Origin of the sequence: Streptomyces sp. NRRL B-1347 (assembly GCF_000720325.1) — a bacterium.
In the GTDB taxonomy this organism is placed as follows: domain Bacteria; phylum Actinomycetota; class Actinomycetes; order Streptomycetales; family Streptomycetaceae; genus Streptomyces.
Genome location: NZ_JOJM01000029.1, coordinates 14,276 through 27,999, shown reverse-complemented (window position 1 = coordinate 27,999; position 13,724 = coordinate 14,276). Strand labels below are relative to the sequence as shown.

Below are 13,724 nucleotides of genomic sequence, written 5' to 3'. Positions count from 1 at the left end.
TTGTTCGCTTCTCCGCCCGCGCAGCGCAGCGGTGCGGGACTCATGGTCGGGTGCGGCCGAGTGGCTGCGCGTGCGTCGCTCACGGTGCGACTCCGATCGTGGAAAGCCCCAGCTCCTCGGGGAGCCCCAGGGCGATGTTCATGCTCTGCACCGCGCCGCCCGCGGTGCCCTTGCTGAGGTTGTCGATGGCGCTGATCACGATCACGCGGCCCGAGCCCGGGTCGTGGGCGACCTGGACGTGCACGGCGTTCGAGCCGTAGACGGAGGCCGTGGCGGGCCACTGGCCCTCCGGGAGCAGCCGTACGAACGGCTCGTCGGCGAACGCCTTCTCGTACACCGCGCGCACGCTCTCCGCAGTGACGCCCGGCTTGGCCTTGGCGCTGCACGTGGCGAGGATGCCGCGCGGCATGGGCGCGAGGGTGGGTGTGAAGGAGACAGACACGCGCGTGCCCGCCGCCGCGCTGAGGTTCTGGATCATCTCGGGGGTGTGCCGGTGCCCGCCGCCCACGCCGTACGGCGACATGGAGCCCATGACCTCGGAGCCGAGGAGGTGGGGCTTGGCCGCCTTGCCCGCACCCGAAGTGCCGGAGGCCGCGACGATCACCGACTCGTCCTCGACGAGTCCCGCGGCGTACGCGGGGAACAGCGCCAGCGAGACGGCCGTCGGATAGCAGCCAGGCACCGCGATGCGCTTGGCCCCCGCGAGGGCGGCGCGGCCGCCCGGCAGCTCCGGCAGGCCGTACGGCCAGGTGCCGGCGTGCTCGCTGCCGTAGAACCGCTCCCAGTCCGCGGCGTCCTTGAGGCGGAAGTCCGCGCCCATGTCCACCACGAGCACGTCCGGGCCGAGCTGCTCGGCGACCGCGGCGGACTGGCCGTGCGGCAGCGCGAGGAAGACGACGTCGTGCCCGGCGAGCGACTCGGCGGTGGTCGGCTCCAGGACGCGCTCGGCGAGCGGCGTCAGGTGCGGCTGGAGGGCACCGAGCGGCTGGCCCGCGTTCGAGTTGGCGGTGAGGGTGCCGATCTCGACCTCGGGGTGGGTGAGCAGCGTGCGCAGCAGTTCCCCGCCCGCGTATCCGCTCGCCCCCGCCACCGCTGCGCGTACCGTCATGGACTCCTCCTCGTGAATGGCATGAATATACAAGCTATTGCAGATCTATGCAATGGAGATCTTGTGCCGCCCCGACCTCCCTGACGGCACCGGTGTCCGGTGGCCAAGACACCACCGCCCCGGTCGGCGGTTGCCGACCGGGGCGAGCGGTGCGCCTGCCTCATGACACCTGGCGGGCTGGCGCCGTTACGCGAGCGACGCGATGGCCTCGTTGAACGTGGCCGACGGACGCATGACGGCCGCCGCCTTGGTGACGTCGGGCTGGTAGTACCCACCGATGTCGACCGGGGAACCCTGGACGGCGATCAGCTCGTCCACGATCTTCTGCTCCTGCTCGGTCAGCGTCTTGGCGAGCGGACCGAAGGCCTCGGCGAGCTGGGCGTCGTCGGTCTGCTTGGCCAGCTCCTGGGCCCAGTACAGGGCCAGGAAGAAGTGGCTGCCGCGGTTGTCGATGCCGCCCAGCTTGCGGCTCGGCGACTTGTTCTCGTTCAGGAACGAGGCCGTGGCGCGGTCCAGGGTGTCCGCGAGGACCTGGGCGCGGGCGTTGCCCGTGGTCTGCGCCAGGTGCTCGAAGGAGACCGCGAGCGCGAGGAACTCGCCGAGGCTGTCCCAGCGCAGGTAGTTCTCCTTGACCAGCTGCTGGACGTGCTTCGGGGCGGAGCCGCCGGCGCCGGTCTCGAAGAGGCCGCCACCGTTCATCAGCGGGACCACCGAGAGCATCTTGGCGCTGGTGCCGAGCTCCAGGATCGGGAACAGGTCCGTCAGGTAGTCGCGCAGCACGTTGCCGGTGACGGAGATGGTGTTCTCGCCGCGGCGGATGCGCTCCACGGAGAACTTGATCGCGTCGACCGGAGCCAGGATCTTGATGTCCAGGCCCTCGGTGTCGTGCTCCGGCAGGTACTGCTCGACCTTGGCGATGAGCTGCGCGTCGTGGGCGCGGCCCGCGTCCAGCCAGAAGACGGCCGGGTCGCCGGTGGCGCGGGCGCGGGTGACGGCGAGCTTCACCCAGTCCTTGATCGGGGCGTCCTTGGTCTGGCAGGCGCGGAAGATGTCACCGGCGGCGACGGGCTGCTCGATGACGACGTTGCCCTGCTGGTCGACCAGGCGGACGGTGCCCGCGGCCGCGACCTCGAAGGTCTTGTCGTGGGAGCCGTACTCCTCGGCCTTCTGGGCCATCAGGCCGACGTTCGGCACCGTGCCCATGGTGGCCGGGTCGTAGGCGCCGTTGGCGCGGCAGTCGTCGATGACGACCTGGTAGATGCCCGCGTACGAGCTGTCGGGCAGCACCGCGAGGGTGTCGGCCTCCTGGCCGTCCGGGCCCCACATGTGGCCGGAGGTGCGGATCATCGCGGGCATGGAGGCGTCGACGATGACGTCGCTCGGCACATGCAGGTTGGTGATGCCGCGGTCGGAGTCGACCATCGCGAGCTCGGGGCCCGCGGCCAGCTCGGCGTCGAAGGACGCCTTGATCTCGGCGCCGTTCGGCAGGGCCTCCAGGCCCTTGTAGATGCCGCCGAGGCCGTCGTTCGGGGTCAGACCCGCGGTGGCGAGGACGTCGCCGTACTTCTCGAAGGTCTGCGGGAAGAAGGCGCGCACGACGTGGCCGAAGATGATCGGGTCGGAGACCTTCATCATCGTGGCCTTCAGGTGCACGGAGAACAGCACGCCCTCGGCCTTGGCACGGGCGATCTGCGCGGTGAGGAACTCGCGCAGGGCGGCGACGTGCAGCACGGAGGCGTCCACGACCTCGCCCGCGAGCACCGGTACCGACTCGCGCAGCACGGTGGTGGTGCCGTCCTCGGCGACCAGCTCGATGCGCAGCGCGCCGTCCTCGGCGACGACGGCGGACTTCTCGGTGGAGCGGAAGTCGTTCTCGCCCATGGTGGCGACGTTGGTCTTGGAGTCGGCCGACCAGGCGCCCATGCGGTGCGGGTGCGTCTTGGCGTAGTTCTTGACCGACGCGGGGGCGCGGCGGTCGGAGTTGCCCTCGCGCAGGACCGGGTTGACGGCCGAGCCCTTGACCTTGTCGTAGCGGGCGCGGATGTCGCGCTCCTCGTCGGTCTTGGGGTCGTCCGGGTAGTCCGGCAGCGCGTAGCCCTGCTCCTGCAGCTCGGCCACGGCGGCCTTCAGCTGCGGGATCGACGCCGAGATGTTCGGCAGCTTGATGATGTTGGCCTGCGGCGTCTTGGCCAGCTCGCCGAGCTCGGCCAGCGCGTCGTCGATGCGCTGGCTCGGCTCGAGGTGCTCCGGGAAGCTCGCGATGATCCGGCCCGCCAGGGAGATGTCACGGGTCTCGACGCGGACACCGGCCGTCGAGGCGTACGCCTGGATCACGGGCAGGAACGAATGCGTCGCGAGGGCGGGGGCCTCGTCAGTGTGTGTGTAGATGATGGTCGAGTCAGTCACCGGGTGCTCCGCTCCACGTCTGCAACATTGCTCGACATCAAGATATCTCGTGAGCGAGGTGGTCCTGACAGGGCCCTGGCCGAGGCCGTACGAAAATCGCCGCGCGCCGGTGCCGACAGGGGCCGCGGCCTAGCCGCCCGGGGCCCAGACGCCCGCCGCCGTGCCCTCGCGCACATGGCGTTCGTACGCCACGACCTTGCCGTGGATGATCTCCAGGCTCGCGCCGAGCTCGGCCATGCGCGCGCGGACTGCGCGTTCGTGCTCCTGGAGCAGCGCGAGGCGCTCCGGTTCGTTGCCCGGGCCCGAGCGAACGAGGCGGGCGAAGCGCTTGAGCGTCGCGATCGGCATCCCGGACTCGCGCAGCCGGTTGCACAGCAGGAGCCACTCCACGTCGGCGGGCTCGTACACGCGCCGCCCGCCGCCGGTGCGCGGGACCGGCCGCAGGAACAGCTCCTCGCGCTCGAAGAACCGCAGCGCGTGCACGCTCAGGCCGGTCTCCTCCGCGACCTGCCCGATGGACTTCCCCTCGGTGTGCTGCGCCACTTTCGACCTCCGCGGTGCTCAGCTTGATCTAGATCGCAGTCTAGGTTCTAGCGTTCCGGCCATGACGACCGAGACGACCGAGACGACCATGACCACCAAGACGAAGAAGCCTGCTGTACAGCGCAGGATCGGTTCCGGACACGGCGCGTGGAGCACCGCGGACGACGTACTGGAGGGCATCTCCCTGGAGGGCAGGACCGCGATCGTCACCGGCGGTTACTCGGGCCTCGGCCTGGAGACGACCCGGGCGCTCGTCCGCGCCGGTGCCCGCGTGCTCGTCCCGGCGCGCAGGCCCGGGGCGGCCGCGGCGGCCCTCGGCGGGCTGCCCGGCACGGAGGTGGCCGCCCTTGACCTCGCCGATCTGGACAGCGTCCGCGCCTTCGCCGACCGCGTCCTGGACGCGGGGCGCGCCGTCGACCTGCTGATCGCGGGCGCGGGCATCATGGCCTGCCCGGAGACCCGCGTCGGGCCCGGCTGGGAGGCGCACTTCGCGGTCAACCACCTGGGGCACTACGCCCTGGTCAACCGCATCGCCCCGGCGTTGAGCCCGGGGCGGGCCCGGGTCGTGGCGGTGGCCTCGTCGGGACACTTCCTCTCGGACATCCGCTGGGCCGACCCGCACTTCCACGAGGGCTACGACCGCTGGCTGGCGTACGCGCAGTCGAAGACCGCCAACGCGCTGTTCGCCCTGCACCTGGACCGGCTCGCCGGGAGCGGGGGGCCGCGCGCCTTCGCCGTGCACCCGGGCAGCATCCTGACCCCGCTGCAGCGGCACGTGCCGCGCGAGGACCAGCTCGCCCAGGGCTGGATCTCGGCCGACGGCACCCCCGCCGAGGGCTTCAAGTCCCCGGCGCGGGGCGCGGCGACGGCCGTGTGGGCCGCCACCTCGCCGCTGCTCGCGGACCACGGCGGCGCCTACTGCCAGGACTGCGACGTCGCCGAGGCCGCCACCGGCGACGACATGCTCGTCGGCGGCGTCAAGCCGTGGGCCAGGGACCCCGAGGCGGCGGCCCGGCTGTGGGCGCTGTCCGCCGAGCTCACCGGCGTGGACCACTTCGCGTAGCCGCTGCCGCTGGGCGTGACCGCGACCGCTTCCCGTACGTCGTGCCGCGGCCGGCGGGTCACGGCGTAGGGCAGGTGACGTCCTCGCAGGGCAGGTCGCCCCCGCCCAGGTAGGCGTTCACGGCCCGGTCGGCGCACGGCACCGGGTCGAGCCCCTCGGCCTCGCGGCCGTAGACGCCGTGCCCGCGGATGTCCGCCGCGACCATGCGGGAGCCGGCTCCAGTACGTCTCCGGGTCGCCGGGCCAGCCGCCGACGGGCCAGCCGCCGTCCCGCGCTGCGGCCCGCCGCAGCGGCCGTACGGGGGCCGGCCGCAGCGATCGCACTGGTGCGAGGCCGCGAGGACGACGCCGGAACGGCCCTCGACGACCGCCCCGGAACGGGCCCTGGGGCCGCGCTTGCGTTGGAGCGCGCTCCAACTCCTACTGTCACGGCCGTGATCACCGCGCCGCGGGGATCCGCACGGACCACCGCACCACCTGGAGGTACGACATGACCGGCCTGCCCACACGCGAGCTCGGCGCGCTGACGGTCTCGGCGCAGGGACTCGGCTGCATGGGGATGAGCCACGGCTACGGCGCATCGGACGACGACCGGTCGATCGCCACGCTGCGCCGCGCCCTCGACCTCGGCGTCACCCTGTTCGACACCGCCGACTACTACGGCGCCGGGCACAACGAGGAGCTGCTCGGCCGCGCCCTGTCCGGCGCGCGCCGCGAGCGGGCCGTGATCGCCACGAAGTTCGGCTTCGCGAACCGGCTCGGCGAGCCCCCGCTGATCCGCGGCGACGCCGCGTACGTGCGCCAGGCCTGCGACGCCTCGCTCGCGCGGCTCGGCGTCGACCACATCGACCTGTACTACCTGCACCGCGTGGACCGGAGCGTGCCGATCGAGGAGACCGTCGGCGCCATGGCCGACCTGGTCGCGGCGGGCAAGGTGCGCCACCTCGGCCTGTCCGAGGCGAGCGCGCGGACGATCCGGCGCGCGCACGCCGTGCACCCGATCGCGGCGCTGCAGAGCGAGTGGTCACTGTGGACCCGTGACCTGGAGGCGGAGACCGCGCCGGTGTGCCGGGAGCTCGGCATCGGTCTGGTGCCGTTCTCGCCGCTCGGCCGCGGCTTCCTGACCGGCCGGGTCACCTCGGTCGACGGCCTGGAGGCGAACGACGTGCGGCGCTCGCAGCCGCGCTTCGCCGACGGCAATCTGGAGCGCAACCTCGCCGTCGTCGACGCCCTGAACGCGCTCGCCGCCGCGAAGGGCGTCACGGCGGGCCAGCTCGCCCTGGCCTGGGTGCAGCACCGCGGCGCCGACGTGGTGCCGATCCCGGGCACGCGCCGCGAGACGTATCTGCGGGAGAACCTCGCCGCCGCCACCCTCGAACTGTCCGCCGACGACCTCGCCGCGATCGACGCGGCGGCGCCCGCGGACGGCATCGCGGGGACGCGGTACGACGAGGCGAGCCTGACCGTCGTCGACCGGTAGACCGGCCGGGCGGGGCCGGGCGCGGGCCGCGTACGCTGCCGGTATGTCCTTCCCCGTGCCCGACGCGCTCGCCCACCTCGCCGGTGAGTGGCGGGTGGAGCGGGCCGTACGGGACTTCGCCGCGGGCGCGGACGGACCGGTGGAGGGCCGCTTCAGCGGCACCACCCGGTTCACGCCGCTGCCGGGCGGCGGTCTGCTGCACCACGAGTCCGGCACGTTCACCTGGCGGGGCACCCCGCGCCCCGCCGAGCGCACCCTGCGCTTCCTGCCGGGCGAGCCCGCGGGCACCGTGCTCGTGCACTTCGCCGACGGGCGCTTCTTCCACGGCCTCGATCTGCGCACCGGCCGCCACACGGCCGACCACCCGTGCGCGGCGGACCTCTACCGGGGCGACTTCCTCGTGGACGACGCGGACTCCTGGCGGACGCGCTGGCGCGTCCGGGGCCCGGCCAAGGACCTGCTCCTGACGACGCGCTACGCCCGCACGGTCACTGCTCGCCCAGGACCATCCACATGCCCGGGTCCGCCAGGCCCTTGAAGCCGATCTTCTCGTAGACGCCGTGGGCGTCGGCGGTGCCGAGGACGATCCTGCGCAGGCCGTGGGCCGCCAGGTGGTCGCGCACGCCCGCCACCAGGGCGGTGCCCAGGCCCGTGCCGCGCGCGGAGCGGTCCACGTAGACGTCGCAGAGCCAGGCGAAGGTGGCGCGGTCGGTCACCACGCGCGCGTACGCCACCTGTTCGCCCGACGCGGTGTCGTACACGCCGAAGTTGAGGGAACCGGCCATCGCGGCGTCCTGTTTGTCGCGGGGGCGGCCGATGGCCCAGTAGGCGTCGGTGGACAGCCAGTGGTGGACGCGGCCGACGTCGATGCGGGCGGGGTCGGTGGACAGCTCGTACCCGTCGGGCAGCGCGGGGGCGGGAGTCGTGTCGGTCATCCCGTCACTTCATCACACGCCTGTGCCAATCGGCGGACGCCTTCGGCGATCTCCGCGGTGCCCGCGAGCGCGGCGAAGCTGAGGCGGATGTGCCCGGCCGGGGGCTCCGCGGCGAAGTAGGGGCGCCCGGGGGCGACCGCGACCCCGGCGCGCAACGCGGCCGCCGCCAGGGCGAGTTCGTCGGTGCCGTCGGGCAGGCGCAGCCACAGGTGGTAGCCGCCCGCGGGGACGTGCGGCAGGGCCAGCGCGGGCAGGCGCAGCCGCAGCGCGGCCACCAGCGCGTCCCTGCGCTCCTTCAACTCCCCCGCCACCGCGCGCAGATGGCGGGGCCAGGCCGGGGAGCCGACGAGTTCGAGCGCGGCCTCCTGGAGGGGTCTCGGCACGAAGAAGTGGTCGACGACCTGGATGGTGCGCAGCCGCTCCAGGACGGGGCCGCGCGCGACGAGCGCGCTGACCCGGAAGCTCGGCGAGGTGGCCTTGGTGAGCGAGCACACGTGCACGACGACGCCGTCCCGGTCCTCGGACGCCAGGGGCCTCGGCAGCGGCCCCGCGTCCTCGTGCACGAGGCGGCGCACGAAGTCGTCCTCGACGACGAACGCCCCGGCGGCGCGGGCGATGCGCAGCACCTCGGGGCGGCGCTCGGCGGAGAGCACGGCGCCGGTGGGGTTCTGGAACAGCGGCTGGCAGACGAACACGCGCGCCCCGGTCGCCTCGAACGCGGCGGCGAGCAGCTCCGGGCGGACCCCGTCGGTGTCCACCGGCACCGGCACCGGCCGGAGACCGGCGGCCCGCGCGATGGCGAGCAGTCCGGGGTACGTGGGCGACTCGATGAGCACCGGCGCGCCGGGCGGGGCGAGCGCCCGCAGCGCGGTCGTCAGGGCGCTCTGCCCGCCCGCGGTGATCAGGACCTCGGCCGCGGTGATCGCGCCGCCGATGCCGCGCGCGAACCACTCGCGCAGCTCGGGCAGGCCGTCGACCGGGGGCCGCTCCCAGGCTCCGGGGCGCCGTCCGGCCCGCGCGAGGGCGGCGGCCATCGCGCGCTCGGGCTGGAGCGAGGGGTGCAGATAGCCGCCGTTGAACTCGATGACGCCCGGGCCCGGCGCGGCGAGCGTGGCGAGCACCCCGGAGGCGTCCACCGAGCGCGGCACGACGTCGGCGGTGGCGTCGGCGCTCAGGGACACCTCCTGCCACGAGGTGTCGCCCACCGGGACGGCGGGGCCCGGCGCGTGCGCGCGGAAGGCACCGGCGCCGGGGCGCGTGACGACCAGGCCCTCCGCGGCGAGCTGCGCGAGAGCCCGCGACACGGTCACCGGGCTCACCCGGAACCGCTCGACGAGGGCCCGACTGGACGGCAGCTTTCCACCTGGAGAGTAGCGGTCCAGCTCATTTCGCAGCTGATACGCCAACTCACCCACACTGCTACGCTGTTCCATGAGAGCACAGGATAGCGCTACTGAATCACGGCGGATAGCGGTCCCGCCCCGCGCCTCGGCGGCGGGCGTCACCGCCACCGCGCCCCGGAAAGCCCCGCAGGCCCCGCGGGTCCCGCAGGCCCCGCGGGTCGTCCCCTCCTCCCGCCGCGTCGGCACCCTCCAGGCCGCCCTCGGCGTCACCGCGTTCTCGCTCACGTTCCCCGCCACCGCCTGGGGCCTCGAAGGCATCGGCCCCTGGAGCTTCGTCGCGCTGCGCTGCGTGCTGAGCGCCCTCGTCGCGGGCGGCTGTCTGCTGGCGCTGCGCGTGCCGCTGCCCCGGCGCGCCGACTGGCCGGGGCTCGCCGTCGTCGCGGGCGGCACCGTGATCGGCTTCCCGCTGCTCACCACGCTCGCCCTGCAGACGTCGAGCACCGCGCACGCGGCCGTCGTCGTCGGCCTTCTGCCGCTGACGACGGCCGTGTTCTCCGTCCTCCGCACCGGCGCCCGGCCCTCGCGCGCCTTCTGGGCGGCGGCGCTCGCGGGCGCCGCCGCCGTGGTCGCGTTCACGGTCCAGCAGAGCGGCGGCGCACTGACGACCGCCGACCTCTATCTGTTCGGCGCGCTTGTGGTGTGCGCCGCCGGCTACACCGAGGGCGGCCGTCTGGCCCGGCACCTGCCCGGCTGGCAGGTCATCGGCTGGGCGCTCGTCCTGTGCCTGCCGCTCGGCGTCGTCTGGGCGGCGCTCGCCCTGCCGCACGAGACGTTCGAGCTCACCGGGCACAGCACGGCGGGCCTGCTGTACTCGGCGGTCGGCTCGCAGTTCCTCGGCCTGCTGGTCTGGTACCGGGGCATGGCCGCGATCGGCATCCCCAAGGCCAGCCAGCTCCAGCTCGCCCAGCCCCTGCTCACCCTGTTCTGGTCGGTGTTCCTGCTCGGTGAGTCGCTGACCCCCGCCGCGCCGCTCACGGCCGTCGCCGTCCTGGTGTGCATCGCCGCCACCCAACGGGCGCGCGGGTAGGCGCCAACCGAGGCCACCGGTCGTACACTGTCGGCCACGCACCGCCACCATCAGCGACGCGGACGAGGAGGTCACTCCCCATGCAAGCATCCGTGGGCGACCGGCTGCTGATCCACGGCAGGATCGTCGGACAGCACGACCGGAACGCGGAAGTCATCGAGGTCCTCGGAGCGAACGGCGGCCCGCCGTACCGCGTGCGGTTCGAGGACGGTCACGAGACAGTGATGTCCCCGGGCCCCGACACCGTCGTACGCCCCTTCGCCGCCAACGACTAGGCGCCGCTGCGGCCGCGGTCGCTACGGAGCCGGGTACGTGTAGTGGTCGTCGACAACGCGCTGCATCGCGCCGATCCTGTCGGCGACCACGTGCTTCGCCGAGTAGAACACGTGCCCGCGCACCCGCGGGAAGTCCTTCGCGTACGTGAGGTGGCGGGACAGCTCGGTCGGGTCCTGCCAGGGCGCGGGCTGCGCCGGGTCGCCCGCCTTGTACAGCGCCTCCCCCACGTAGAGGCGCACGCCCGTGCCCCGGGCCACTTCGTCCCACCAGGGCACCAGCTTGGCGTAGTCGGCGGCGGGCAGGCCGATGTGCCAGTAGAGCTGCGGACAGATGTAGTCCAGCCAGCGCTTGCGCACCCAGCCGCGGGTGTCCGCGTACAGGTCGTCGTAGGTCTGTACGCCCGCCCGCGTGTCCGAGCCGGTGGGGTCGGTGGCCGCGTTGCGCCAGACGCCGAAGGGGCTGATCCCGAACTGCGTGCCCGGCCGCGTCTTCTTGATCCGGGTGCCCATCTCGCGCACGAGACGGTCGATGTTGTCCCGCCGCCACGAGGCCCGGTCGGGGAAGGCGCCGCCGTAGCGCGCGAAGGCCTCGTCGTCGTCGAAGACCTGACCCGCCACCGGGTACGGGTAGAAGTAGTCGTCCCAGTGCACGGCGTCGAGGCGGTAGCGGCGCACGGCGTCGAGCATGGCCTGCTGCACGAACCGCCGGACCTCGGGCAGACCGGGGTTGTAGAACAGCTTCCCGCCGTACGGCACGACCCACTCGGGGTGCACGCGCGCGGGGTGGTTCGGCACGAGCCGGGAGGGGTCGGCGTGCATGGCGATCCGGAACGGGTTGAACCAGGCGTGCAGCTCGAGGCCCCGGTAGTGCGCCTCGCGCACGGCGGTGCCCAGCGGGTCCCAGCCCGGGTCCTTGCCCTGCGTGCCCGTGAGGTACTCCGACCACGGCTCGTACGCCGAGGGCCAGAACGCGTCGGCCGTCGGGCGCACCTGCAGGACGACCGCGTTGAGGCGGCGGCGCACCGCCTCGTCGAGGTAGGCGATCAGCTCCGCGCGCTGCTGCTGGGGTGACAGGCCCGGCTTGGAGGGCCAGTCGATGTTCACCACCGTCGCCACCCACATGCCCCGCATCTCGCGCCCCCGGTGTCTGGAGCCCGCACCCGCGGCCGCGTCCCCGGCTGTCGCGAGTCCCGCGGCCACCGATGCCGCCGCCACGGTGAAGGCCCGACGTGACATACGCCTCATGTTCCCGTCCCCTGATTCTCGAAATCCCCGGACAAGCCCTGGCCGTTCGGGGACAGCATGCCCGACCCGGGCGGCCGCGCACCGCGACGCGCGGAGTAACGTTCACCGGCGAGGCAGGGACCGGCATCACACGGGGGACCTGCCGCCCCTGTAGATGAGCGAAAGGCACGAGGTGACCGACTCTATGGCCGACATTGCGCGCGTCGGAGTGGTGGGCTGTGGCCAGATGGGCGCCGGGATCGCAGAGGTCTGCGCCCGCTCCGGCCTGGACGTGAAGGTCGCGGAGACCACCGGAGAGGCCCTGGAGATCGGCCGCACGCGGCTGTACAACTCCCTGTCCAAGGCGGCCGAGCGCGGCAAGATCTCGGAGGAGGAGCGGGACGACACGATCGCGCGCCTCAGCTTCACCACGGACCTCGGCGAGTTCGCCGACCGCGACCTCGTCATCGAGGCCGTCGTGGAGAACGAGCAGGTCAAGACCGAGATCTTCCAGGTGCTCGACCAGGTGGTGACGCGCCAGGACGCGATCCTCGCCTCCAACACCTCCTCCATCCCGCTGGTGAAGCTGGCCGTGGCCACGTCGCGGCCCGACCAGGTCATCGGCATCCACTTCTTCAACCCGGCCCCCGTGCAGCAGCTCGTCGAGCTGATTCCGGCCCTGACCACGTCGGAGGGCACGCTCAGCCGGGCGCAGCTGTTCACGGAGAAGGTGCTCGGCAAGCACGCCATCCGCGCCCAGGACCGCTCCGGGTTCGTCGTGAACGCGCTCCTCATCCCGTATCTGCTCTCCGCGATCCGGATGTTCGAGTCGGGCATCGCCAGCCGCGAGGACATCGACAACGGCATGGAGATGGGCTGCGCCCACCCGATGGGCCCGCTCAAGCTGGCCGACCTCATCGGCCTCGACACGGTGGCCTCGGTCGCCGACTCGATGTACGCCGAGTACAAGGAGCCCCTGTACGCCGCTCCCCCACTGCTCCAGCGCATGGTCGACGCGGGCCGCCTCGGCCGCAAGTCGGCCTCGGGCTTCTACACGTACGGCTGACGCGGGCACGACCGGGAGCGCTCGCACACATGGACGGGCGCACTCCGGTAGTCGCTACGCTGTGTGGCTGAATTCAAGTCAGTTTCCGGACAGTTCGCGGGCCCGGCACTCGGTGAGTGCCGGGTCCGTGGCGTTCACACACCGTGTGCGCCACGGGCTCGCATATGCCCTGCGCACACTCTCCCGCCCCGACCACCAGGCGAGTTGACTTTCCGCTGCGCACAGGGGGGATGTGACCACTACTGAGAGGAGCGGACTCGTGACCACCGACCCCGAGCGTCCCGTGGTCCCGGAAGAACTCGCAGAGTTACGTCGGAGCCTGGACGTGGGCCTCGCCCGCGTCGACGGACAGCTCGCGTTACTCACCCAGCGCGACGGTCAGCACACCAAGGACCAGGACGACCTGTCCGTGCGGATCGCGGCCCTGGAACACACCCGTTGGCCACTGCCCGCCCTCGCCGCGCTCACCGCGGTCGGTGCGCTCGCCGTGGCGGTCTGGCAGGCCCTCGGACACTAACCCAGGGCCGCGTCCGAGCGGTCAGCGCGCGTCCTCGCCGAGGCGCAGATGGTGCAGCAGGAGGAGCGCCGCCGCCATGTTGGCGGCCGGGACCTCACCGCGCGCCACCATGTCGGGAACGAGCTTGAGCGGCACCCACTCGCGTCGGTCCGACTCGAAGTCGTCCTCGGGGTGGCCGATGTAGGTCCCCTCGTCCGACCAGTAGATGTGGTGCCGGGCGTCCGTGAGCCCGTTGGACGGCTCGACGCTCATCAGGTGTCGCAGGGGCCCCGGCCGCCAGCCGGTCTCCTCCTCCATCTCACGCGCCGCCGCGCAGGCGATGTCCTCTCCGTCCTCCACCACTCCGGCCGCGAGCTCCCAGCCCCAGCTGTCGGTGATGAAGCGGTGCCGCCACAGGAGCAGCACCTCGTTGGCCTCGTTGACCACCGTGGCGATCGCCACCGGGCGGAGCCGTATCAGGAAGTGGTCGAGGTGCCGGCCGTTCGGCAGCTCGACATCTGCGAGATTGACGGTGAACCATCGGTTTCCATACACAGTCTGTTCGCTCTGTTTCGTCCACTGCACGGTTCTGCCACCTTCCGCCGAGTAGATGGCAATATCGCAGCAGGAAGGTGCGAGAGCACTCGGCGCACGGCGGAGCGACGTAGCACGTGTCAGGCGTCGTTCCGCACCCGCGCT

15 protein-coding genes are annotated in these 13,724 nt (G+C 72.6%); 7 read left to right on the top strand and 8 right to left on the bottom strand.

Annotated elements, in window-relative coordinates; genetic code table 11:
* Positions 1 to 79: 79 nt before the first annotated feature.
* From argC to IG74_RS0123750, 3 genes are all read right to left on the bottom strand, one after another.
* Positions 80 to 1,108, bottom strand: a complete 1,029-nt coding sequence (gene argC / locus IG74_RS0123760) for an N-acetyl-gamma-glutamyl-phosphate reductase (protein ID WP_030680911.1) — start codon at positions 1,106 to 1,108, stop codon at positions 80 to 82.
* A 186-nt stretch (positions 1,109 to 1,294) separates the two neighbouring features.
* Positions 1,295 to 3,514, bottom strand: a complete 2,220-nt coding sequence (locus tag IG74_RS0123755) for an NADP-dependent isocitrate dehydrogenase (RefSeq protein ID WP_030680908.1) — start codon at positions 3,512 to 3,514, stop codon at positions 1,295 to 1,297.
* Positions 3,515 to 3,643: 129 nt separating this feature from the next.
* The gene (locus tag IG74_RS0123750; protein ID WP_030680905.1) at positions 3,644 to 4,057 is read right to left on the bottom strand and encodes a MerR family transcriptional regulator; all 414 of its coding nucleotides are present in this window, start codon (positions 4,055 to 4,057) and stop codon (positions 3,644 to 3,646) included.
* A 61-nt stretch (positions 4,058 to 4,118) separates the two neighbouring features.
* Here IG74_RS0123750 and IG74_RS0123745 point away from each other — a divergent pair, with 61 nt between their 5' ends.
* Complete coding sequence (locus IG74_RS0123745; protein ID WP_234334430.1) at positions 4,119 to 5,120, top strand: oxidoreductase; 1,002 nt, start codon at positions 4,119 to 4,121, stop codon at positions 5,118 to 5,120.
* A 58-nt stretch (positions 5,121 to 5,178) separates the two neighbouring features.
* Here the strand turns inward: IG74_RS0123745 and IG74_RS49605 are convergent, their stop codons facing one another.
* On the bottom strand, positions 5,179 to 5,325 hold the full coding sequence (locus IG74_RS49605; RefSeq protein ID WP_324607510.1) for a hypothetical protein: 147 nt from the start codon (positions 5,323 to 5,325) through the stop codon (positions 5,179 to 5,181).
* Positions 5,326 to 5,609: 284 nt separating this feature from the next.
* Here IG74_RS49605 and IG74_RS0123735 point away from each other — a divergent pair, with 284 nt between their 5' ends.
* Both IG74_RS0123735 and IG74_RS0123730 read left to right on the top strand, forming a co-directional pair.
* A complete protein-coding gene (locus IG74_RS0123735) occupies positions 5,610 to 6,599 on the top strand; it encodes an aldo/keto reductase (RefSeq protein WP_030680899.1) in 990 nt (329 codons plus the stop codon).
* A 43-nt stretch (positions 6,600 to 6,642) separates the two neighbouring features.
* Positions 6,643 to 7,137 (top strand): DUF6314 family protein, encoded by a 495-nt coding sequence (locus IG74_RS0123730; RefSeq protein WP_051855210.1) that lies wholly within the window; start codon positions 6,643 to 6,645, stop codon positions 7,135 to 7,137.
* On the opposite strand, the gene IG74_RS0123725 is transcribed toward IG74_RS0123730, so the two are convergent.
* Positions 7,088 to 7,534: a GNAT family N-acetyltransferase gene (locus IG74_RS0123725; RefSeq protein WP_030680895.1), complete on the bottom strand. Its 447-nt coding sequence runs from the start codon at positions 7,532 to 7,534 to the stop codon at positions 7,088 to 7,090. The two genes, IG74_RS0123730 and IG74_RS0123725, sit on opposite strands and share 50 nt — an antisense overlap.
* Positions 7,531 to 8,967 carry a PLP-dependent aminotransferase family protein gene (locus IG74_RS0123720; protein ID WP_030680893.1) on the bottom strand — a complete coding sequence of 479 codons (1,437 nt, stop codon included), beginning with the start codon at positions 8,965 to 8,967 and terminating at the stop codon, positions 7,531 to 7,533. The genes IG74_RS0123725 and IG74_RS0123720 overlap by 4 nt, the downstream gene beginning before the upstream one ends.
* Here IG74_RS0123720 and IG74_RS0123715 point away from each other — a divergent pair.
* Both IG74_RS0123715 and IG74_RS0123710 read left to right on the top strand, forming a co-directional pair.
* A complete protein-coding gene (locus tag IG74_RS0123715; RefSeq protein ID WP_030680891.1) occupies positions 8,966 to 9,964 on the top strand; it encodes a DMT family transporter in 999 nt (332 codons plus the stop codon). The two genes, IG74_RS0123720 and IG74_RS0123715, sit on opposite strands and share 2 nt — an antisense overlap.
* Positions 9,965 to 10,044: 80 nt before the next feature.
* Positions 10,045 to 10,239 (top strand): DUF1918 domain-containing protein, encoded by a 195-nt coding sequence (locus IG74_RS0123710; protein ID WP_030680888.1) that lies wholly within the window; start codon positions 10,045 to 10,047, stop codon positions 10,237 to 10,239.
* A 21-nt stretch (positions 10,240 to 10,260) separates the two neighbouring features.
* Here IG74_RS0123710 and IG74_RS0123705 read toward each other — a convergent pair whose 3' ends face one another.
* Entirely contained in the window at positions 10,261 to 11,484 is a 1,224-nt protein-coding gene (locus IG74_RS0123705; RefSeq protein ID WP_030680884.1) for a glycoside hydrolase family 10 protein, read from the bottom strand.
* Between the two features lie 184 nt (positions 11,485 to 11,668).
* Here IG74_RS0123705 and IG74_RS0123700 point away from each other — a divergent pair, with 184 nt between their 5' ends.
* Both IG74_RS0123700 and IG74_RS0123695 read left to right on the top strand, forming a co-directional pair.
* Positions 11,669 to 12,529 carry a 3-hydroxybutyryl-CoA dehydrogenase gene (locus IG74_RS0123700; RefSeq protein ID WP_030680881.1) on the top strand — a complete coding sequence of 287 codons (861 nt, stop codon included), beginning with the start codon at positions 11,669 to 11,671 and terminating at the stop codon, positions 12,527 to 12,529.
* Between the two features lie 259 nt (positions 12,530 to 12,788).
* Positions 12,789 to 13,046: a hypothetical protein gene (locus IG74_RS0123695; protein ID WP_030680878.1), complete on the top strand. Its 258-nt coding sequence runs from the start codon at positions 12,789 to 12,791 to the stop codon at positions 13,044 to 13,046.
* A gap of 21 nt (positions 13,047 to 13,067) precedes the next feature.
* Here IG74_RS0123695 and IG74_RS0123690 read toward each other — a convergent pair whose 3' ends face one another.
* Positions 13,068 to 13,610: an NUDIX hydrolase gene (locus IG74_RS0123690; RefSeq protein WP_030680876.1), complete on the bottom strand. Its 543-nt coding sequence runs from the start codon at positions 13,608 to 13,610 to the stop codon at positions 13,068 to 13,070.
* Positions 13,611 to 13,724: the final 114 nt, after the last annotated feature.

Coding starts and splice junctions, on each gene's coding strand:
- IG74_RS0123705 (WP_030680884.1), bottom strand. CDS start 11,484: ATGAGGCGTATGTCACGTCGGGCCTTCACCGTGGCGGCGGCATCGGTG.
- IG74_RS0123710 (WP_030680888.1), top strand. CDS start 10,045: ATGCAAGCATCCGTGGGCGACCGGCTGCTGATCCACGGCAGGATCGTC.
- IG74_RS0123735 (WP_030680899.1), top strand. CDS start 5,610: ATGACCGGCCTGCCCACACGCGAGCTCGGCGCGCTGACGGTCTCGGCG.
- IG74_RS0123715 (WP_030680891.1), top strand. CDS start 8,966: ATGAGAGCACAGGATAGCGCTACTGAATCACGGCGGATAGCGGTCCCG.
- IG74_RS0123730 (WP_051855210.1), top strand. CDS start 6,643: ATGTCCTTCCCCGTGCCCGACGCGCTCGCCCACCTCGCCGGTGAGTGG.
- argC (WP_030680911.1), bottom strand. CDS start 1,108: ATGACGGTACGCGCAGCGGTGGCGGGGGCGAGCGGATACGCGGGCGGG.
- IG74_RS0123720 (WP_030680893.1), bottom strand. CDS start 8,967: ATGGAACAGCGTAGCAGTGTGGGTGAGTTGGCGTATCAGCTGCGAAAT.
- IG74_RS0123745 (WP_234334430.1), top strand. CDS start 4,119: ATGACGACCGAGACGACCGAGACGACCATGACCACCAAGACGAAGAAG.
- IG74_RS0123700 (WP_030680881.1), top strand. CDS start 11,669: ATGGCCGACATTGCGCGCGTCGGAGTGGTGGGCTGTGGCCAGATGGGC.
- IG74_RS49605 (WP_324607510.1), bottom strand. CDS start 5,325: ATGGTCGCGGCGGACATCCGCGGGCACGGCGTCTACGGCCGCGAGGCC.
- IG74_RS0123725 (WP_030680895.1), bottom strand. CDS start 7,534: ATGACCGACACGACTCCCGCCCCCGCGCTGCCCGACGGGTACGAGCTG.